Annotated in this window: 14 protein-coding genes; 9 read left to right on the top strand and 5 right to left on the bottom strand. The window is 77.0% G+C overall.

What is annotated here, in order from left to right; all coding sequences use genetic code 11:
- Positions 1-154: 154 nt before the first annotated feature.
- The 5 genes from nucS (at position 155) to MF406_RS13500 (ending at position 5140) form a co-directional block, all read left to right on the top strand.
- On the top strand, positions 155-850 hold the full coding sequence (gene nucS / locus MF406_RS13520; protein WP_242894707.1) for an endonuclease NucS: 696 nt from the start codon (positions 155-157) through the stop codon (positions 848-850).
- Positions 851-944: 94 nt separating this feature from the next.
- Positions 945-2324 (top strand): N-acetylglucosamine-6-phosphate deacetylase, encoded by a 1380-nt coding sequence (locus tag MF406_RS13515; protein WP_242894705.1) that lies wholly within the window; start codon positions 945-947, stop codon positions 2322-2324.
- Positions 2321-3778, top strand: coding sequence for a glycoside hydrolase family 1 protein (locus MF406_RS13510; RefSeq protein ID WP_242894703.1), 1458 nt, complete (start codon positions 2321-2323; stop codon positions 3776-3778). Before MF406_RS13515 ends, MF406_RS13510 begins: the two co-directional genes overlap by 4 nt.
- 124 nt (positions 3779-3902) lie before the next feature.
- Complete coding sequence (locus MF406_RS13505) at positions 3903-4214, top strand: hypothetical protein (RefSeq protein WP_242894701.1); 312 nt, start codon at positions 3903-3905, stop codon at positions 4212-4214.
- 119 nt (positions 4215-4333) lie between these two features.
- Positions 4334-5140, top strand: coding sequence for an alpha/beta fold hydrolase (locus MF406_RS13500; protein ID WP_305852958.1), 807 nt, complete (start codon positions 4334-4336; stop codon positions 5138-5140).
- Between the two features lie 122 nt (positions 5141-5262).
- On the opposite strand, the gene MF406_RS13490 is transcribed toward MF406_RS13500, so the two are convergent.
- Positions 5263-5709 carry a hypothetical protein gene (locus MF406_RS13490; protein ID WP_242897795.1) on the bottom strand — a complete coding sequence of 149 codons (447 nt, stop codon included), beginning with the start codon at positions 5707-5709 and terminating at the stop codon, positions 5263-5265.
- A gap of 114 nt (positions 5710-5823) precedes the next feature.
- Here MF406_RS13490 and MF406_RS13485 point away from each other — a divergent pair, with 114 nt between their 5' ends.
- Positions 5824-6330: a GNAT family N-acetyltransferase gene (locus MF406_RS13485; RefSeq protein ID WP_242897794.1), complete on the top strand. Its 507-nt coding sequence runs from the start codon at positions 5824-5826 to the stop codon at positions 6328-6330.
- A gap of 131 nt (positions 6331-6461) precedes the next feature.
- Here the strand turns inward: MF406_RS13485 and MF406_RS13480 are convergent, their stop codons facing one another.
- Entirely contained in the window at positions 6462-7745 is a 1284-nt protein-coding gene (locus tag MF406_RS13480) for a DivIVA domain-containing protein (protein WP_242894699.1), read from the bottom strand.
- 536 nt (positions 7746-8281) lie between these two features.
- Between MF406_RS13480 and MF406_RS13475 the strand changes: the two genes are divergently transcribed.
- The 3 genes from MF406_RS13475 (at position 8282) to MF406_RS13465 (ending at position 11743) form a co-directional block, all read left to right on the top strand.
- Complete coding sequence (locus tag MF406_RS13475; RefSeq protein ID WP_242894697.1) at positions 8282-9706, top strand: hypothetical protein; 1425 nt, start codon at positions 8282-8284, stop codon at positions 9704-9706.
- A complete protein-coding gene (locus MF406_RS13470; RefSeq protein WP_242894689.1) occupies positions 9703-10725 on the top strand; it encodes a hypothetical protein in 1023 nt (340 codons plus the stop codon). The genes MF406_RS13475 and MF406_RS13470 overlap by 4 nt, the downstream gene beginning before the upstream one ends.
- 67 nt (positions 10726-10792) lie before the next feature.
- Complete coding sequence (locus tag MF406_RS13465; RefSeq protein ID WP_242894687.1) at positions 10793-11743, top strand: tetratricopeptide repeat protein; 951 nt, start codon at positions 10793-10795, stop codon at positions 11741-11743.
- A 192-nt stretch (positions 11744-11935) separates the two neighbouring features.
- On the opposite strand, the gene glgB is transcribed toward MF406_RS13465, so the two are convergent.
- From glgB to MF406_RS13450, 3 genes are read right to left on the bottom strand one after another with little or no spacing between them, the layout of a single operon-like run.
- Positions 11936-15793: a 1,4-alpha-glucan branching protein GlgB gene (gene glgB / locus MF406_RS13460; RefSeq protein ID WP_242894685.1), complete on the bottom strand. Its 3858-nt coding sequence runs from the start codon at positions 15791-15793 to the stop codon at positions 11936-11938.
- Positions 15790-17952 carry a maltose alpha-D-glucosyltransferase gene (gene treS, locus MF406_RS13455; protein ID WP_371744500.1) on the bottom strand — a complete coding sequence of 721 codons (2163 nt, stop codon included), beginning with the start codon at positions 17950-17952 and terminating at the stop codon, positions 15790-15792. Before treS ends, glgB begins: the two co-directional genes overlap by 4 nt.
- Positions 17949-20018 carry an alpha-1,4-glucan--maltose-1-phosphate maltosyltransferase gene (locus tag MF406_RS13450; RefSeq protein WP_305852957.1) on the bottom strand — a complete coding sequence of 690 codons (2070 nt, stop codon included), beginning with the start codon at positions 20016-20018 and terminating at the stop codon, positions 17949-17951. Before MF406_RS13450 ends, treS begins: the two co-directional genes overlap by 4 nt.
- Positions 20019-20247: the final 229 nt, after the last annotated feature.

The raw sequence follows: 20247 nt of genomic DNA, 5'->3' as shown, positions 1-20247 counted from the left end.
TCCACTCCGGAGTGGAAAATGTGTGCTATGTGACGAATATCAACTCCGGAGTGGATTCTGGTCACTGAGATCAGCTCCGGAGGCGATCGTGGTCACCACGATCCACTCCTGAGGCGACCGGCCCGGCGGCGGTGCGGTGGGTAAGGTGCTCGGCGTGCGTGTCGTCATCGCCCGCTGCTCGGTGGACTACTCCGGGCGGCTGGACGCCCACCTCCCGCCGGCCACCCGGCTGCTGATGGTCAAGGCCGACGGCTCGGTCCTCGTGCACTCCGACGGCGGCTCCTACAAGCCGCTGAACTGGATGAGCCCGCCGTGCCGGCTCAGCGTCGCCGAGCCGACCGCCGAGGAGGCGGCCGCCGGCGTCGAGCAGGTCTGGACGGTCCAGCACACCAAGTCCGACGACCGGCTCGTGGTCCGGATCGAGGAGTTCCTCGCCGACCACAGCGCCGACCTCGGGGTGGACCCCGGCCTGGTCAAGGACGGCGTGGAGGCGCACCTGCAGAAACTCCTCGCCGAGCAGATCGACCTGCTCGGCGCGGGGCACCGGCTGGTGCGCCGCGAGTACCCCACCGCCATCGGCCCGGTGGACATCATGGCCAAGGACCCGACCGGGGCCTCCGTCGCGGTGGAGATCAAGCGGCGCGGGGACATCGACGGCGTCGAGCAGCTCACCCGGTACCTGGACCTGCTCAACCGCGACCCCCTCCTCGCCCCCGTCCGCGGCGTCTTCGCCGCGCAGGAGATCAAGCCCCAGGCCCGGGTGCTCGCCACCGACCGCGGCATCCGCTGCCTCGTGCTCGACTACGACGCCATGCGCGGCCTGGACGACGTCGCGTCCAGGCTCTTCTAGGAGGACCGATGACAGCTGCCCCGGCAGTCCCCCAGCGGCGGAGCCCACGCGCCGGCGCCCACCGGCTCGGCGCCCCGACCACCGGGCGGGCCTGATGAGCGCACCGACGAGCCCGACGGTGCTGCGCGGCCAGGTCGTCACCCCCGGCGCCGCGCTGGCCGACGGCGTGGTGGTGCTCGACGGCGACACCATCGCCTGGGTGGGGCAGGCCGACGACGCCACGGCCGCCGGCTGGGGGCCGGCCCTCGCCGCCGCCGGGCCCGCCGCGGACCCGGCCCCCGAGGACCGGGGCGGCTACCTCCTGCCGGGCCTGGTGGACCTGCACTGCCACGGCGGCGGCGGGGCCTCCTTCCCCGACGCCGAGACCGCGGCGGAGGCGATGGCCGCCGTCGCCGAGCACCGCCGGCACGGCACCACCAGCCTGGTCGCCTCCCTGGTCACCGCCGCCCCCGGCACGCTGCGCGCCCGGGTCGAGATGCTCGCCGGCCTGGCTGCCGCGGGCGAGCTCGCCGGCATCCACCTGGAGGGCCCGTTCCTCTCCACCGCGCGGTGCGGCGCCCAGGACCCGGCCCTGATCATGGCGCCCGACCCCGCCCTCACCACCGAGCTCCTCGCCCTGGGCGACGGCCACGTGGTGACGATGACGCTGGCCCCGGAGCACCCCGGCAACCGCGGCCCGGACGGGGTGGCGGCGCGGCTGGCCGCCGGCGGCGCGCTGCCCTCCTGGGGGCACACCGACGCCGGACCGGGCGACACCCGCGCGGCGCTCGCCGAGTCCGCCGCGCTGCTCGCCGAGACCGCGGCGCTGCGCGTCGCCGCGTACGCCGACGACCAGCCCACCGCGCCGGTCGTCTCCGAGCCGGCCGCGGCCGCCGGCCAGCCTGCCGCCGGCCGACCCGACGCGGCCGCCGGGCAGCCGGCCGCCGCCCAGCGCGCGCCCCGCTCCGCCCGCCCCACCGTCACCCACCTGTTCAACGGGATGCGCCCGTGGCACCACCGCGACCCCGGGCCGGTCGGCGAGGTGCTGGCCGCCGCCCGGCGGGGCCAGGCCGTCGTCGAGCTCATCGGGGACGGCACCCACCTCCACCCGGCGGTGGTCCGGGAGGTCTACGAGCTCGTCGGCCGGGAGAACGCCGTCCTGGTCACCGACGCGATGGCGGCGGCCGGGATGCCGGACGGCAGCTACCGGCTGGGCTCGATGGACGTCGTCGTGGCCGACGGCGTCGCCCGCCTGGCCGGCGGCGGGTCCATCGCCGGCGGCACCGCCCACCTGCTCGACGTCGTGCGGACCACCGTGGCCGGCGGCGTACCGCTGGTCGACGCGGTGTACATGGCCGCCACCGGCCCGGCCGGCGTCCTGGGCACCACGAGGGTCGGCGCGCTCGAGGCCGGCCGCCGGGCCGACGTCGTCCGCACCGACGCCGACCTGCGCCCCGTCCAGGTCCTGCGCGGCGGGGTGGCGGTGCAGCGGTGACCACCTTCCCGGAGTCCTTCGTGTGGGGGGCCGCCACGGCGGCCTACCAGGTCGAGGGCGCGGTGGCCGAGGACGGGCGCGGCCGGTCCATCTGGGACACCTTCAGCCACACCCCCGGCCGCACCGCCGGCGGCGAGACCGGCGACGTCGCCGCCGACCACTACCACCGGTGGCGGGAGGACGTCGCGCTGCTGGCCGAGCTCGGGCTGGGCGCCTACCGGCTGTCCATCTCCTGGCCCCGGGTCCAGCCCGGCGGCACCGGAGACCTCAACCCCGCCGGGGTCCGGTTCTACCGGGACCTGCTCGACGCCCTCCGGGCCGCCGGCGCCGACCCGGTCGTCACCCTCTACCACTGGGACCTGCCGCAGGAGCTGGAGGACGCCGGCGGCTGGGCCAACCGGGCGACCGCCTACGCCTTCGCGGGCTACGCCCGGGCGATGGCCCGCGAGCTCGGGGACCGGGTGGCGCTGTGGATCACCGTCAACGAGCCCTGGTGCAGCGCGTTCCTCGGCTACGCCGCCGGCGTGCACGCCCCCGGGCGGACGGACCCGGCGGCGGCGCTCGCCGCGGCGCACCACCTCAACCTCGCGCACGGGCTGGCGGCGGCCGCGATCCGGGACGAGCTCGGCGCGGACGCCCGGGTGTCCGTCGCGCTCAACCTGCACGTCACCCGGCCCGCCCACCCCGAGCGCTCGGCAGACCTGGAGGCCGCGCACCGCCGCGACCTCCTCGGCAACCACATCTTCCTCGGGCCGTTGCTGGACGGCAGCTACCCGGTGGAGCTGCGGGCCCGGACGGCGCACCTGACCGACTGGTCGTTCGTGCGGCCCGGGGACCTGCACCTCATCCGCCAGCGGCTGGACGCCCTGGGCGTGAACTATTACGCCACGAGCTACGTGCGCGGGCGTGGACCGGGGCAGCCCGCCGGCGCCGCTGCCGCCGCGCACGACGGCGGCGGGCCGGGCGACGGCGGTGGGCCGGGCAATGCCGGTGAGCCGGGCGTCGGCGGCCCGGCGAGCGCGTGGCCGACGCTGGACGACGTCGAGGTCCTGCCGCCCGCCGGTCCGCTGACCGCGATGGGCTGGAACATCGAGCCGGACGGGCTCTACGAGCTCCTCACCGCCCTGGACAACGCCTACGAGGGGCTGCCGCTCCTGGTGACGGAGAACGGCGCCGCGTTCCCCGACGCCGTCGGCCCGGACGGGCGGGTGCACGACCCGGAGCGGGTGGACTACCTGCGCCGGCACCTCGCCGCGGTCGGTCGCGCGGTGGCCGACGGCGCGGACGTCCGCGGGTACTTCGTGTGGTCCCTGCTGGACAACTTCGAGTGGGCGCAGGGGTACGCCAAGCGGTTCGGCATCGTGGCGGTGGACTACCCGACCCAGCGGCGCACCGTGAAGGACTCGGGGCGCTGGTACGCCGAGGTGGCGCGGACCCGCAGCCTGCCCGGCTGAGGGCCGATCCCGGGCCGGCGCCCGCCGTCGTCCCGGCCGCCGGACCTCCTCGTCGGATCGGCTGGCCGACGTCGTCCCGGACCGGCGCCCGCCGTCGTCCGTGCAGCCGGGGGAGAATGCTCGCGTGCCGTCCTCCCGCCGCTCGCGCCGCCGCCCCTACGGGGAGGGCCACGTGCCCCTGGACCCGGACCGCCTGGCCGGGCTGGCCCGGAGCGAGGCCGGCCCCGGGGGCGAGCCGTACACCGTCCGGCAGGTGCGCGGGTCGGACAAGGCGTACCGGTGCCCCGGCTGCGACCAGCTCGTCCCGCCGGGGGTCGCCCACGTGGTCGCCTGGCCCGCCGAGCACCTCCTCGGCGCCCAGGCCGGGCTGGCCGACCGGCGGCACTGGCACACCGCGTGCTGGCAGGCGCGGGACCGGCGGCGGCCCACCCGGTGAGCGTCGCCGGGTGAGCCCCGGGTGGGCCCCGCCCGGTAGGCCAGCCCGGCCCCTCGTCCACCATCCGATACCGGACGCCCCCGGCTCGCGCGCCCCGGCGGCCGTGGCATCCTCGGGCCATGAGCGCGTTGCTGGCCATGACCCGCCACGGCCCCGCCGACGGCTTGCCGCTCGTCCTCCTGCACGCCTTCCCCCTGGACCAGACCATGTGGGACGGCGTCCTCGCCGAGCTCGGCGACGTCCCGGTCTGCACCCTCGACGCCCCCGGCTTCGGCAGCTCGCCCCCGCCCCGCGCGGTCGCCGAGAGCCTGGGCCGGGCGCTGGCGCCGAGCCTGGAGACCTACGCCGACGCCGTCGCCGCCACCCTGCACGACGCGGGCGTGAGCCGGGCGGTGGTCGCGGGGCTGTCGATGGGCGGGTACGCCGTGCTGGCCCTGGCCGAGCGGCACCGGGACCTGCTCGCCGGCGTCGGGCTGCTCGACACCCGGGCCGAGGCCGACGACGCCGCGGCCCGCGCGAACCGGCTCAAGGTGGCCGAGCTGGCGGCCGGGCCCACCGGCTCCGGCGCCGTGGCTTCGATGCTCACCACGGTCCTGGGCGAGACCACCCTGCAGAGCCGGCCGGACGTCGTCGAGCGCCTGCGCGCCGCGCTGGCCGCCGCCCCGCCGACCGGGATCCAGTGGGGGCAGGTCGCGATGGCCGAGCGGCCCAACCGGCTGCACGTCCTGCCCGACCTCATGGTCCCCGCGCTGGTCCTGCGCGGCGCCGAGGACAAGGGCAGCCCGCAGGCGGCCGCGGAGGCCATGGCGGAGCGGCTGGGCGACGTCGAGGTCGTCGTCGTCCCGCGCGCCGGGCACATGAGCGCGCTGGAGGCGCCGGCGGAGGTCGCGGCGGCGTTGCGCCGCCTCTACGAGCGCTGTGGCTGAGGCTGCCGTGGGCGTCGGCGCCGCCCGCAGGTGCCGGCAGGCGCTCGTTGGCGTTGCAGCGGCGACCGGTGCCGTCCCGCCCGCGCCCAGCGCTCCCGGCACCGGCCGGAGACGCGCGGAGACTACCCCTCCGCCGCCCGGCCGCCGGGCTGCTGCCAGCCCGGCAGCAGGCGCTCGAGCGCGTCGGCGAGCGCGATGGAGTCCCCGTCCCGGCCGCCGGCCCCGAGGACCGCGGGCGGCTCGCTCGGTGCCAGGGCGACCCCGCGGGCCCGGTCCCGCCAGCCCAGCCGGGCGGTGAGCAGGTAGAACTCGCCGTCGGTCCCCACCGCCGCCGTGCGGTCGGCGCGCAGGTACCAGCCGGTGCGGTCGGTCCGGGCGCTGCCCCGCCCGCCGTAACCCTGCACCCGCAGCGGCTGCGCCGGCAGCCCGGCAGCGGCCGCCGCGGCGGCGAACCGGCGAAGGAGCCCGCGGGCCCGCTCGTGCTCCCCGCTGCGCCGGCGCTCGAGCATGCGCTCGTGCTCGGCGGCGGCCTCGCGCCGCTGCTCGGCCCATCCCGGTTCGTCCCGCACAGGGTCAGGGTAGGTGCAGGCCCGCGCGTGGGGCCGGGACCCGGGGTGGGGCCGGGGCGCTCGCCGTCGCGCCGTCGCGCCGTCGGGTCGGCGCCGCTTCCCTACGCTGGTGGTGTGACCGAGCCCGCTGCCCGAGCGACCGAGCCCGCCGCCCGCATCCGCCCCGCAACGGTTGTCGACGCCGATGCGATCGCCGACGTCCACCTGCGCTGCTGGCACGAGACCTACGGTGAGGCGGTGCCGCCGGAGGTGTACGCCGACCGCGCGGCCCGGCGGCCGCAGCAGTGGCAGGACCTGCTCGCCGACCCGGGCCCGACGCAGACGTGGGTGGCGGTGCGGGGCCAGGAGATCGTGGGCTTCGCGACGGCGGCCGCGGCCGGCCCGGGGCAGGTCCGGCCCCTGCAGTTCCAGCTGCTGTACGTGCTGGCGGCCGAGCAGGGCCGGGGCACCGGCACCCACCTCCTCGAGCTCGCCGTCGGCGACGCCCCCTGCTTCCTGTGGGTGGCCGAGACCAACACCCACGCCCAGCGCTTCTACGCCCGGCACGGCTTCGCGCCCGACGGCGCCCGCCAGGCCGGGCCGGCGGGCTGGGAGGTGACCGAGATCCGCATGGTGCGCTGAGGAGCAGGGCCGACGGCGGGTGCCCATGGCCAGGGCCGGCGACGGCGCGCGGCCTGCTGGTCGGCCGCGCGGCGCGCGGGCCCGCTTGCGCAGGCCGGTGGCACCCGGGCCGGGTGGGCAGCCGGTGGAGCTCAGGCCGGCTGGGGTGGGACCGCCCGTGCGCCTTCTTCTGCTTCGCCCGCCGCCGCAGCGTCCGCCGATGAGGGCGCCGCTCGCACCTGGTCCGGCTCCTGCTCGTCCGCGGCCGCCCTGTCCGGCACCTGCTGGCTCGGCGCCGCCTGGTCCGGCTCCGCCTGGTCCGGCTCGCTACGCGCCGGCTGGTTACGCGCCTGCTGGTCCGGCTCCGCGGCCCGTGCACCGGTGCCGCTGCCGTCCGCCTCGCCGGCCGGGACGCCGAGCAGCCCGCGCATCTCCTCCAGGTAGGCAGCGATGGACTCCCGCTGGGCCGTCAGCTCCTCGACCTGGCGCTGCACGGTCGCCCGGGTGTGCTCCGCGGCGGCCTCGGCCTCCCCGCGGATCCGCTCGGCGTCGGCGCGGGCGGCGGCGAGCATCTGGGTGACCTGCTGGCGGGCGTCGGCCAGGCCGCGCCGGACCTGCGCGTCGGTCTCGGTGCGCAGCTGCTCGGCACGGTCCAGCGCCTCCGCCAGGCGGCGCTCGGCCTCCGCCGCGCGCGCCTCGGCGTCGCCCAGGACGGTGCGGGCCCGCTCGGTCGCCGCCTCGTGGGCGGCGGCTGCCTCCGCCTCGGCGCGCAGCCGTAGCTCCGCCGCGACCGCCTCGGTCCGGGTGCGCAGCTCGGTGGTCTCCTGCTCGGTGCGGGCCCGCAGCTCGGTGGTCTCCTGCTCGGTCTGGGCACGCAGGAGAGCGAGCTCCTGGTCCACGGCGCTGCGCCGTTCCGACTCCTCCGCCTCGGCGCGGGCGTGCAGCCGGGCCGCCTCGCGCTGGGCCGCGTCGACCAGCTCTGCGGCCCGCCGCTGGGCGGCGGTCACCGCGGTCTCGGTCTCCACCCGGGCACGGGTGGTGAGCTCCTCCGCCTCCGCGCGGGCCTCGGCGAGCAGGGTCGCCGCCTCGTCCTCGGCGCGGCTGCTCAGGGACTGGGCGGCGGCGGTGGCCCGGTCGAGGGTCCGCTGGGCGTCGTCGTTGGCCCGGCGGACGACGTCGAACGCCTGCTGCTCGGCCGAGCGGAGCAGCACCTCGACGCGCGAGCCGAGCCCGGCGTAGGACGGCCGCTCGTTCTCCCGCAGCTGCCGCTGGGCCTCGGCCAGCTCCCCGGCCAGCTTGAGGTTGCGGGCGTCCAGGCTCTCGACCTGCTGGCGGGCCTCGGCCACCGCGGTGGTCAGCGCCTGCAGGTGCTGGTCCACCTGCGCGCGGTCGTAGCCGCGCATGACGACGGGGAACGTCGGCTGATCCTCGGCCACGAACTCCTCCTGCCGTGTCGTGTGGACACGCCCACAGATTGGGGACCGACCACCCGCAGGGGTGCCCGGTGGGCCAGCCCAGCGTAACCGGCCGGTGGGGTGCGGGCAGGAGCGAGCGTGGACGTCACGGTCCGGAGAGGCGGCCGTGACGGGCGCTCCCGGGACTGCGCGCGGATGTCCGGGGCGCCGCGAGCGGGGAGCGTTCGCCGACGACCGTAGAGTGCCGTACCGGCCCGGCCGCCCGGGCCCGAGATCCGCGGGATCCCGCCGGTCACCTGATGCCCACGGCCTTGAGGCGGGGAGCTTTACGGTCGTTCGTGCGCACCCCGGGCCTCGCCGTCCCGCTGTCGTGGTGCTCACGCTCCGCCGGCAGCCACCTGCGAGCGGCCGAGGTCCGGTTGCCGGTGCGCTCCCGCGCCCCCGGGCGCTATCGACGCCGCCGTGCCCCAGGAGGCAGTCCGTCCTCGCCCGGCACGCGCGGCCAGCAGCGCGCACCGCCGGGAGCGCCGCCCAGGACGGGGCCGTATCCTGGCGCGTTGACGATGCCCGGCGCGGGCATCCCGAGCAGGAGGACCACCAGCCACGTGACACGCCGGATCATCGCCGTAGCGCTCGTCGTGCTCGGTGCCGTCGGCATCGCCCTGGCCATCGCCTCGGCGACGGTCTGGCGCCCCGCGGACACCGCCACGCTCACGATGCCCGCCCGGTCGGAGACCCCCGTGGTCATCACCGACGCCGGCGTGCTGGACGCCGTCGCGCCCGACGTGACGATCACCGCTCGCGCCGACGACGACGAGCCGGTGGTCCTGGCCCTCGGGCGGACCGAGGACGTCGAGGCGTGGGTGGGTGAGGATCCGCACGCGCGCATCACCGGGCTCAGCTCCTGGGAGGAGCTGACCGTGCGCACCGAGGCCGGCGAGGCGGCCGCGGACGACGGCGAGGGGGATGCGACCGCGGAGGCGACCGAGGGCGCCGCGGACGGCGCCGCCACCACCGTGCCCAATCCCGCCGGCTCCGACCTCTGGGTCGTGGAGCAGGACGGCACCGGCACCGCCGAGCTCACGTGGACCGACCAGCCCGGACGGTGGAGCCTGCTCGCCGCCACCGACGGCAGCGGCCCGGCCCCGCGGGTCTCGCTCACCTGGCCGGTCGAGGTGACCACGCCCTGGCTCGTGCCGGGCGTCATCGTCGGCGCGGTGGTCCTGCTCGCCGGGCTCGCTCTCCTCGCGCTCGAGGTGCTGACCGTTCGCGAGACGCGCCGCCGGGACGCCCGCGTCGCGGAGCGCGCCGCCGCGGGTGAGGACGCCACCACGGTCCTGCCGGCGACCTCGGCCGGTCTCACCCGGCGCGAGCGCCGCGAGCAGGAACGGACGGCCGCGGGCCGGGGCCGCCGGCCGGCGACGGGGGAGGTGCCCGCGGCGCCCGTCCGGCCGACCGACGACGCCGGGACCGCCCGTGGGGCGGGGATCGTGCCGGCCACCAGCCGCGCGGCCCAGCTCCGGCCGACCCGCGCCGACCACGACGGCCAGGACGACCACGCCGACGGCGCCCGTACCGGTGCGAGCGTCGCACAGCCCGTCGGCGCGGGCGGCTCGGGCTCTGCGGACCGCCCGCGGGAGGCCGGACCGAGCCGGGGCGCCGGCATCGTCCCCGCCTCGACCCGCGCCGCCGAGTTCCGCCGGGCACGGGATCTTGAGCCCACGAGCGCCGCCACGGCACCCGCCGGGACCGTCACCACGACGACCGCCGAGCCCGACGCCGCGGCGACCGCCGAGCTCGACGGGGCGGCCACCGACCAGCCGACCACCGCGACGTCCGGCCAGGCCGACGGGGCGACCACCGCCCAGCCGACCACCGCGGCGACCGGCCAACCCGACCCGGCGGCGCCCGACCAGCCCGATGCCCCGCCGTCGACCGACCCAGACCCCCAGCGAGCCGACGAGAGCGAGGAGCAGCGATGAGCCACCGTCCGAGGCGCCGGGTCGCCGTCGCCGTCGTGGCCGCGGCCGCCCTGCTGGCCGGCTGCGCGCCCGAGGTCCCCGAACCCGACCCCGAGCCCGCCGCGGCCACCCCGCCCCCGGTGCTCGACGACGAGCGGCTGGACCGCATCCTCGCCGACATCGGCTCCACCCTCGCCGCCGGGGACGAGGCGCGCGACCCGGAGCTGCTCAAGCCCCGGGTCACCGGGCCGGCGCTGGAGGTCCGGGCCGCGGAGTACCGGCTCACCGAGGCGCTGGGCCAGGACGGCCCCGCCCCGCTCACCACCGACACCCAGTTCGAGGCGGTGGCCGCCACCGACGCCTTCCCGCGCGTCGTGATCGCCGTCTCCCAGGTCCCCGAGGGGTCGAACTTCCCGCTCGTGCTCGCCCTGGTGCAGGCCGAGCCCCGTGCGCAGTACCAGCTCTGGGGCTGGGCCGGGCTGCTCCCGGACGCCGAGACCCCCGCCTTCATCCACCCCGACCGCGGGTCGGCCCAGCTCGGGCCGGAGGCCGAGGGGCTGGTCGCCACCCCGCGCGACGTGGTCGCCGCCTACGCCGCGGAGCTCAACGACCCCGACGGTCAGACGGCGGTGACCTTCGCGGAGGACCGGTTCCGCGAGTTCGTCAGCGAGGAGACCACCGCCCTCGAGGAGGGCGTCGAGAGCGCGGGGGAGGCCTCGACCACGGCGGCGGCGGGTGACGACGGCCCCCTCGTCCTCGGCACCGCCGACGGCGGGGCGTTCGTCATGGGCGAGCTCGCCCTGCAGACGGTCATCAAGAAGACCGTCCCGGGCTCCGAGCTCTCCGTCCGCGGCCAGCTCGGCGCCCTGCTGGAGGACCCGGACACCATCCCCGGCAGCGCCACCTTCACCCGGGAGGCGACGGTCGCCTTCTACGTCCCGCCGGCAGGCGCGGAGGACGGCACCGTGGAACCCATCGGCGCCGGCGCCGTCTACACCGGCGCCATCCGGGACGACGACGACGCGCCCGCCGAGACCTGACCGGTCACCCCACCACCGACGGACCACGCACCCACCGACGGACCACGCACCGCACCGAAGGACCACGATGAGCCAGCCCACGCCCCCGATCAACCTCTACGGCGCCGTCGACCTCTCCAGCCTCGCCCGCCCGGCCGCCGCCCCGCCCAACGGCCCCGGCGCCCCGGCCGAGGGCGGCACGGTCCCCGGCCCCGTCGTCGTCGACGTCACCGAGGCCACGTTCGGGGAGGCCGTGCAGCGCTCGACCCAGGTCCCGGTGGTGCTCGTGCTCACCTCGCCCCGGTCGCCCGCCAGCGGGGAGCTGACGGACGTGCTGCGGACCCTCGCCCGGGACTACGGCGGCCGGTTCCAGCTGGCCGTGGTCGACGCGGACGCCAGCCCGCAGATCGCCGCTGCCGTGCAGGTGCAGTCGGTGCCGACGGTCATCGCCGTGGTCGCCGGGCAGCCGATCCCGCTCTTCCAGGGCGTCTACCCCGAGGCGCAGCTGCGCCAGGTCCTGGACGAGGTGCTCCGGGTGGCCGCCCAGAACGGCATCACCGGGGTCATGGCGGGTTCGGAGGAGGACGAGGCCGACGCCGAGGCGGCCCCCGCGGAGCCCGAGCTGCCGCCGCTGCACGCCGAGGCGCTGGCGGCGATCGAGCGCGGGGACCTCGCCGCCGCCGAGGACGCCTATACCCGGGCCCTGAAGCAGAACCCCGGAGACGCCGACGCCCACGCCGCGCTGCTGCAGGTCCGGCTCATGGCGCGGGTCGAGGCCCGCGACCCGCGGACCGTGCTGACCGAGGCCGCCGCGGCCGCCCCCGGCGACGTCGACATCCAGCTGGCCGCCGCCGACGTCGAGGCCGCCGCGGGCCGGTTCGACGCGGCGTTCGACCGGCTCCTCGGCGCGGTCGCGGCGACCGCGGGGGAGGACCGGGAGACCGTGCGCCGCCGGCTCGTCGAGCTCTTCGAGATCGCCGGCAACGAGCACCCCGACGTCGCGCCGGCCCGCCGCCGACTGACCTCGCTGCTCTACTGAGCCGGGCTGGGCGGACCGCCCAGGCGGGCCGGCGGGCCGTCCGCCGTCGCCGGGCCCGGCCGGCCGCCGTCGCCAGGATGGAGCGGGCCACGAGCACCCCGACGTCGCGCCGGCCGGCCGCCGTCGCCCGGATCGAGCGGGCCACGGGCCACGGAGGCCGGCCCCCCGCCCGGCCGGCCGCCGTCGGCCGGCTCAGCGCGCCGGCACCAGGAAGACCGCGCCCAGCGGCGGGACCCGCAGGCTGACCGAGTGGTCGCGGCCGTTCCAGGCCACCGGCTCGGCGGTGACCGAGCCGAGGTTGCCCACCCCGGACCCGCCGTACTCGGTGGCGTCGGTGTTGAGGATCTCCAGCCACTCCCCGCCCGCCGGCAGGCCCACCCGGTAACCCTCGTGCGGGGTGCCGGCGAAGTTGACCACGCACACCACGACGTCCTCGCCGTCGCGGCTGCGGCGCAGGTAGGAGATGACGTTGTGGTCGCCGTCGGTGGACTCGATCCACTCGAACCCGCGGTGGCTGAAGTCCTCCGACCACAGCGCCGGCCGCTCCCGGTAGACCCGGTTGAGGTCCTTCACCAGGGCGGTGACGCCCTGGTGCTCGGGGACGTCGGTGTGCCACCAGTCCAGGCCGCGGGACTCGTCCCACTCCCCGCCCTGGGCGAACTCCTGGCCCATGAACAGCAGCTGCTTGCCGGGGTGGGACCACTGGTAGGCCAGCAGCGCGCGCACGCCGGCGAGCTGCTGCCAGTAGTCCCCGGGCATCTTCGCCAGCAGGGACCCCTTGCCGTGCACGACCTCGTCGTGGCTGAGCGGCAGGACGAACTGCTCGGAGAAGGCGTAGACGAGGGAGAAGGTGAGCTCGCCGTGGTGGTAGCGGCGGTTGATCGGCTCCTCGGCCAGGTAGCGCAGGGTGTCGTTCATCCAGCCCATGTTCCACTTCAGCCCGAAGCCCAGGCCGCCGGCGGAGGTGGGGGCCGTCACGCCCGGCCAGGCGGTGGACTCCTCGGCGATCATCACGATGCCGGGGACCTTGCGGTAGGCGGTGGCGTTGGCCTCCTGCAGGAAGCTGATCGCCTCCAGGTTCTCCCGCCCGCCGCGGGCGTTGGGCCGCCACTGGCCGGGCTGGCGGGAGTAGTCCAGGTAGAGCATGGAGGCGACGGCGTCCACCCGCAGCCCGTCGACGTGGAACTCCTCGAGCCAGTACACGGCGTTGGCGACGAGGAAGTTGCGCACCTCGCGGCGGCCGAAGTTGAACACGTGGGTGCCCCAGTCCGGGTGGTCCCCGCGGAGCGGGTCGGGGTCCTCGTACAGGGGGGTGCCGTCGAACCGGGCCAGCGCCCAGGCGTCCTTGGGGAAGTGCGCGGGCACCCAGTCGACGATCACGCCGATGCCGGCCTGGTGCAGGCGGTCGACCAGGTAGCGGAAGTCGTCCGGGGTGCCCAGCCGGGCGGTGGGGGCGTAGTAGGAGGTGACCTGGTAGCCCCAGGACCCGCCGAAGGGGTGCTCGGCCACCGGCATGAGCTCGACGTGGGTGAAGCCGAGGTCGCGGACGTAGGCGACGAGCTGCTCGGCGAGCTCGCGGTAGCTCAGCCCCGGCCGCCACGAGGCGAGGTGGACCTCGTAGACGCTCATCGGCCCGGTGTGCGGGTCCCGCTCGGCCCGGGCCGCCAGCCACGCCTCGTCCGCCCAGGTGTGGGTGGACTCGGCGACCACCGACGCGGTGGCCGGCGGCACCTCGGTGGCCCGGGCCATCGGGTCGGCCTTCTGGTGCCAGGACCCGTCCCTGTAGCCGATCTCGAACTTGTACCGCTCGCCGGCGCCGATGCCCGGCACGAACAGCTCCCACACCCCGGAGGAGCCGAGCGAGCGCATGGCGCTGCCCGTGCCGTTCCAGGCGTTGAAGTCCCCGACGACGCGCACCGCCCGGGCGTTCGGCGCCCAGACCGCGAACGCCACCCCGGTGACCTCGCCCAGCTCGCCGGGGAACCGGCGCACGTGGGCGCCGAGGACCCGCCACAGCTCCTCGTGCCGGCCCTCGCCGATGAGGTGCTGGTCGAGGTCGCCCAGCGTGGGCAGGAACCGGTAGGGGTCGTCCACCGTGGTGGTGGTCGCGCCGTAGGTCACCCGCACCCGGTAGTCGACCGGCTCGCTGCCGGGCAGCACCGCCACCCACACGCCGTCGTGCTCGTGGGTGGCCGGGTAGGTGCCGTCGGCGGTGACGACGGCGACGGCGTCCGCCAGGTGCCGCACGGTGCGGACGGTGACCCCGTCGGGGCCCGGGTGGGCGCCGAGGACCGTGTGCGGGTCGTGGTAGGTGCCGTAGGCGACGGCGTGCAGGGTGTCGGGGTCGACCGGCGCCGGCGTCGCCCGCGCCTGGGCGCCGGCGGCCGGGGCCGGGGTGGTGGCGGGGCCGCCGCCGGCCGGCGGTGCCGGCGTGGCGGTCGGGTCGCCGTCGGCCGGGGGGTTCGGCGGGGCGGTCGGGTCGGCCGGGGCTGCCGGCGTGCGCGGTGCGTCCGGTCCCGGCCCGCCGGTCCGCTCGGGGCTGGTGTGCTTCATGCGCTCCACTCTTCCATCCACTCCCCGCTCGCGCGGCTCCAGCGGGCTGGCCAGCAGCCGGTCGACCGCGGCCAGCGGCAGCGGCAGCCAGTCCGGGCGGTTGCGCGCCTCGTACACCGTCTCGTACAGCGCCTTGTCCAGCTCCAGCGCCCGCAGCAGCTCCGGCACCGCGCGCGGGTCCGTGCCGGCCTCCGCCGCGTACCCGTCCAGGAAGGCCGAGCGCGCCGCCGGCGCCCACGCGGGGTCCGCGCCCGGGACGGACGCGGCGGCGTAGTCGAAGGAGCGGAGCATGCCGGCGACGTCCCGCTCGGGCAGGTCCGGGGCGGTGCGCTCGGCCAGGGGCCGCAGCGGCTCGCCCTCGAAGTCCAGCACCACCCAGCCCCGGCCGGGGACGTCGAGGACCTGGCCCAGGTGGTAGTCGCCGTGGATGCGCTGGAGCGCCGGCCACCGGGCCTGCGCGCCGGCCCGCAGCACCGCGTCCACCTCGGCCTCCCGGGCGGCCAGGGCGGGGGCGTACCGGACGGCCTCGGCGAAGCGGCCCGACCAGGTGGCCAGGGCGCCGGCCCGCTCCGCCGCGCCCGCCGCCCGGGTGGGCAGGACCCGGGCCAGGGTGGCGTGCACCTCGGCGGTGGCGGCGCCCAGCGCCCGGGCCCGGTCGGTGAAGTCCTGGCCCTGCTCCAGCGCGGTCAGCGCCACCCGCCAGGCGTCGGCGACGCCGGGCAGGAACTCCTGGGCGACGGCGAGGTGCCCCTCGGCGAGGTGCCCTTCGGCGAGGCGACCCTCGGCCGGGCGCCCCTCCACGGGGTGCCCCTCGGGGCTGCCGCGGTCCTCGCCGTCGCCCTCGGGCGCGCCGGCGACGGCGACGGCGGGCCACCGGCCCAGGAGGTCCCCGACCGGCCGCGGCACCCGGGTGGACCCCGCCGCGGCCAGCGCCTGCTGGACCTCCACGTCCGGGTTCCGGCCCGGGTGGAGGACCCGGAAGACCTTGAGGATCACCGCCGGCCCCGGCTCGGTGTCGAGGATGACCGAGGTGTTGGACTGCTCCCCGCGCAGCACCCGCGCCTCGCGCACCGCCGCGCGCGCCGCGCCGGCGGCCCGGTGGCCCCGGGCGGCGACGCCGGCCGGCTCCCCGAGCAGGTCCTGCTCGCCGGTGATGGCGGTGAGCAGCGCGGCGGCGCCGACCTCGTCGTGGCACCCGTCGTACACCCACCGGCGCTGCCGCCCCGCGCCGGTCACCCCGACGAGGGCGTGGGCGAGGTCCGGCGCGGGCTCGGGGCGGAACGTCAGCGGCACCTGGTAGTGCACCGGTGCGGCGCCGCCGTCGTCCCGCAGCAGCCAGACGGCGGCCTCGGTGCCGGTGGCCCCCGCGCGGTCGGCCGCCGGCAGGGCGAGCTCGCCGACCCGGGCCAGCCGGGGCGTGGTGCCCTTGCCGGTGTACCAGCGCTGCCGGGGCAGCCAGGCGGGCAGGAGGTCGGCGAGGAGGTGCTGGTGGGTCACGGGGTCGACTCCGGTGTCTCGGCGGTGGGGGCGGTGCCGGGCCGGGCGGAGGCGGGGCCGCCGTCGTCGCCGCGGCCGTCGTCGCCGCGGCCGCCGTCGACCACCTCGGCCGGCGGGGTGCCCGCACCGCCCGCGCCGGCGCCGTCGCCCAGGGGGAGGCCGGCGGCCGGGGTGCCTACCGGGACACCCCGCGGCGGGGTGCCGAGCGGGACGCCCCGGGGCGGCGTGCTGAGCGGGATGCCCCGGGCCGGGGTGCCCGGGAGGGTCGGCGCCCGCGGCCCGGTGCCCGCCGTCGGCACCGCGTAGCTCTCCGGCCGCTGCCGTGGCTCGCCCGGCCCGGCGGCGTCGTCGGGCCCCGCGGCCCCGTCCTCCTCCGCCGGGGCGGGGGGCACGTGCGCGGGCAGGCCCAGCAGCGGGGCGGCGTCGGTGTCCTCGGGCCGGGTGACCACCAGCCAGAAGAAGTCCCGGGAGCCCAGGGTGAGGACGAGCGTGCCGTCCGCGCGCACCGCCGGGAACCGGGCGCCGCCGAAGACGTCGGTCAGGTGGTACCCGGCGTGGTCGGGCAGCTGGACCGTCGCCGAGCGGGCGGTGTTGGCCATGTTCGTCACGCACAGCACCGTCTCCCGGGCGTTGCTGCGGGTGAAGGCGAGCACGGCGTCGTTGTCCACCGGCAGCGGGACGAAGTCGCCGTCGCCGAAGACCGGGTGCTGGCGCCGGACCTCCAGGATCCCCCGCACCCAGTGCAGCAGGGAGGTCTTCTGGGCGATCTGCGCCTCGACGTTGACCGCGGCGTAGTGGTTGATCAGGGACTGCACCACCGGCAGGTAGAGCTTGCCCGGGTCGGCGGTGGAGAACCCGGCGTTGCGGTCGGGGGTCCACTGCATCGGGGTGCGCACCGCGTCCCGGTCGGGCAGCCAGATGTTGTCCCCCATGCCGATCTCGTCGCCGTAGTACAGGCAGGGCGAGCCCGGCAGGGACAGCAGCAGGGCGTGCGCGAGCTCCAGCTCGGCGCGGGAGTTGCCCAGCAGCGGGGCGAGGCGGCGCCGGATCCCCACATTGGCCCGCATCCGGGGGTCCTCGGCGTACCAGCCGTACATGGCGGCGCGCTCCTCGGTGGAGACCATCTCCAGGGTGAGCTCGTCGTGGTTGCGCAGGAACGTGCCCCACTGCGCCCCGGCCGGGATGGCCGGGGTGTCGGCCAGGATGTCCCGCACCGCCCGGGCCCGCTGCTCGCGCAGGGCGTAGTAGATCCGCGGCATGACCGGGAAGTGGAAGCACATGTGGCACTCGGGGCGCTCCTCGGTGCCGTAGTACTCCACCACGTCCTCGGGCCACTGGTTCGCCTCGGCGATGAGCACCTTGCCGGGGAACTCCGCGTCCACCATCGCCCGGAGGTCGGCGAGGAACTCGTGGGTGCGGGGCAGGTTCTCGCAGCTCGTGCCCTCGGCCTCGAACAGGTACGGCACGGCGTCGAGCCGGAAGCCGTCCACCCCGACCCGGCACCAGAACCGGACGACGTCGAACATCGCCTCGCGCACCGCCGGGTTCTCGAAGTTCAGGTCCGGCTGGTGGGAGAAGAAGCGGTGCCAGAAGTACTGCCGGCGGACCGGGTCGAACGTCCAGTTGGAGGTCTCGGTGTCGACGAAGATGACCCGGGCGTCCTGGTAGCGGGTGGCGTCGTCGGTCCAGACGTAGAAGTCCCCGTACGGGCCGTCCGGGTTGGACCGGGAGGACTGGAACCACGGGTGCTGGTCGCTGGTGTGGTTCATCACCAGGTCGATGACGATCCGCATGCCGCGGGCGTGGGCCTCCCGCATCAGCTCGTGGAAGTCCTCCATCGTGCCGTACTCCGGCGCGACGGAGATGTAGTCGGAGACGTCGTAGCCGCCGTCGCGCAGCGGGGAGGGGTAGAACGGCGGCAGCCACAGGCAGTCCACCCCGAGCCACTGCAGGTAGTCCAGCCGCTCGATGAGGCCGCGCAGGTTCCCGGTGCCGGAGTCCCCGGAGTCGGCGAAGGCCCGCAGCAGCACCTCGTAGAAGACGGCGGTGCGGTACCACTGGGGGTCCTCGGTCAGCCCGGGGCGCTCGTCGGCGTCGAGCTGGGCGGTGGGCTCCACCGGCGCGGGCAGCGCCGCGGCCGGGACGGGCGCGGCGGTCACAGGGCCCTCACGTCGAGCACGTGCGCGCAGCGGCCGTGCGGGTCGAGCCGGACGAAGGCGTGCGCCCCCCAGTGGTAGGTCTCCCCGCTCAGCTCGTCCGTCACCGCCATCACGGGGGTGGCCGGGTCGGGGACGGGCGCGACGCCCAGGGCGGGCAGGTCGAGGTACACCATGGAGTCCCGGGTGGTGTAGGGGTCGAGGTTGATCACGACGACGACCGTGTCCGCCGCCCCGGTGGGGGAGTGCTCGGCGGGCACCCGCTTGGAGAAGCACAGGGTGGCGTCGTCGCTGGTGGGGTGGACGGTGACGTTGCGCAGCCGCTGCAGCGCCGGGTGCGCCCGGCGCACCGCGTTCAGGGCGGTGAGCAGGCTGGTGATGCCGACGGCGCCGGCCCGGCCGAAGTCGCGCTCCTTGTACTCGTACTTCTCGTTGTCCACCTGCTCCTCGGCGCCCGGCCGGGCGACGTGCTCGACCAGCTCGTAGCCGGAGTAGATGCCCCAGGTCGGCGACGCCGTCGCGGCCAGCACGGCCCGGATGGCGAAGGCGGCGGCCCCGCCCTGCTGCATGTACGGGGTGAGGATGTCGTGGGTGGTGGGCCAGAAGCTGGGCCGCAGCCGCGCGTCGGTCTCGTAGGCGAGCTCGCGCAGGTAGTCCCCGATCTCGTGCTTCTCGGTGCGCCAGGCGAAGTAGGTGTAGGACTGGTGGAAGCCGATGGCGCCGAGGGTGCGCATCATCGCCGGCCGGGTGAAGGCCTCGGCGAGGAAGATCACCTCGGGGTGGCGCTCGTGGAACTCCGCCAGCAGCCGCTGCCAGAACGGCAGCGGCTTGGTGTGCGGGTTGTCCACCCGGAACGCGGTGACCCCGTGCGCCACCCACAGCTCGAGGACGTCCCGCACCGCGGCGTAGATGCCCTCCGGGTCGTTGTCGAAGTTCAGCGGGTAGATGTCCTGGTACTTCTTCGGCGGGTTCTCCGCGTAGGCGATGGTGCCGTCGGCGCGGGTGGTGAACCACTCCGGGTGCTCGGTGACCCAGGGGTGGTCGGGGGAGGCCTGCAGCGCGACGTCCAGGGCGACCTCCATCCCCAGCTCCCGGGCCCGGGCGACGAAGTGGTCGAAGTCCGCGAAGGTGCCCAGGTCGGGGTGGATCGCGTCGTGGCCGCCCTCGGCGGAGCCGATGCCGTAGGGCGAGCCGGGGTCGCCCGGCTGCGCGGTCAGCGCGTTGTTGCGGCCCTTGCGGTTGGTGGTGCCGATCGGGTGCACCGGGGTGAGGTAGACGACGTCGAAGCCCATCCCGGCGATCCGGTCCAGGTCCGCCGCGGCCGTGCTCAGCGTCCCGGAGACCCACCCGCCGTCGGCGCCGCGGCGGGCGCCGGCGGAGCGGGGGAACATCTCGTACCACGACCCGACGAGCGCCCGCTCGCGGTGCACCACCAGCGGGTAGGTCGCGGCCGGGGAGACCATGTCCCGCAGCGGGTGGGCGGCGAGCACCGCGCGGACCTCCGGGCCGGTGGCGGCCGCGATGCGGGCCGGCGCGGGGCGGTCGGCGTCGCGCAGTGCGGCGACGGCGTCCCGCAGCACCTGGGCGGCGTCGAAGGGCAGGTCCCGGGCCGCGGCGCGCTCGAGGAGGAGGGCGCCCTCGGTGAGCATGAGGTCCACGTCCACCCCGGCGTCGACCTTGACCGTCGCGTCGTGGGACCAGGTGCCGTACGGGTCGGACCAGCCCTCCACCCGGAAGCCCCAGTCGCCCGGCGCGTCCGGGACGAGCCAGGCCTCGTAGCGGTCCAGCCCCGGGGCGATGTCCACCATGGGCGCCCAGGAGTGGTCGGTGCCGTCGGGGGCGACGAGCACGGCGGTCGCGGCGACGGCGTCGTGGCCCTCGCGGAAGACGGTGGCCCGGACCGGGAACGCCTCCCCGACGGTGCCCTTGGCCGGCCACCGCCCGTCCTCGAGCACGGGGGAGACCTCGACGACCGGGATGCGGCCGACCGGGGCGAAGGGGGCGGGCCGGGGGGTGTCGGGGCCGGCGACGGCGGTCGGCGCGGCGTTCTGCGACTCGGCTGTGCTCACGCCCCGAACCTAGCGGGGACGGGCGGGCCCGGCTTGTCAGCCGCGCGGCGTGGGCGGCGCCGCCCACGCCGCAGGCCCGGCGGGGCTCCGACGTGCCGGCGGCACGACGGCGGCACCGCCCGGAGCGGGTCCGGCCCGGCCGCCGTCGGCCCGCCCGGCCGCCGTCGGCCCGACCGGCCGCCGTCGGCCCGCCCGGCCGCCGTCGGCCCGACCGGAACAGCCCGCGCCG

The sequence above is a fragment of the Georgenia sp. TF02-10 genome (assembly GCF_022759505.1).
GTDB lineage: Bacteria > Actinomycetota > Actinomycetes > Actinomycetales > Actinomycetaceae > TF02-10.
The sequence above is the reverse complement of the archived record's forward strand: the minus strand, read 5'-3'. Positions and strand labels throughout refer to the sequence as shown.

Coding starts and splice junctions, on each gene's coding strand:
- MF406_RS13515 (WP_242894705.1), top strand. CDS start 945: ATGAGCGCACCGACGAGCCCGACGGTGCTGCGCGGCCAGGTCGTCACC.
- MF406_RS13500 (WP_305852958.1), top strand. CDS start 4,334: ATGAGCGCGTTGCTGGCCATGACCCGCCACGGCCCCGCCGACGGCTTG.
- MF406_RS13470 (WP_242894689.1), top strand. CDS start 9,703: ATGAGCCACCGTCCGAGGCGCCGGGTCGCCGTCGCCGTCGTGGCCGCG.
- MF406_RS13465 (WP_242894687.1), top strand. CDS start 10,793: ATGAGCCAGCCCACGCCCCCGATCAACCTCTACGGCGCCGTCGACCTC.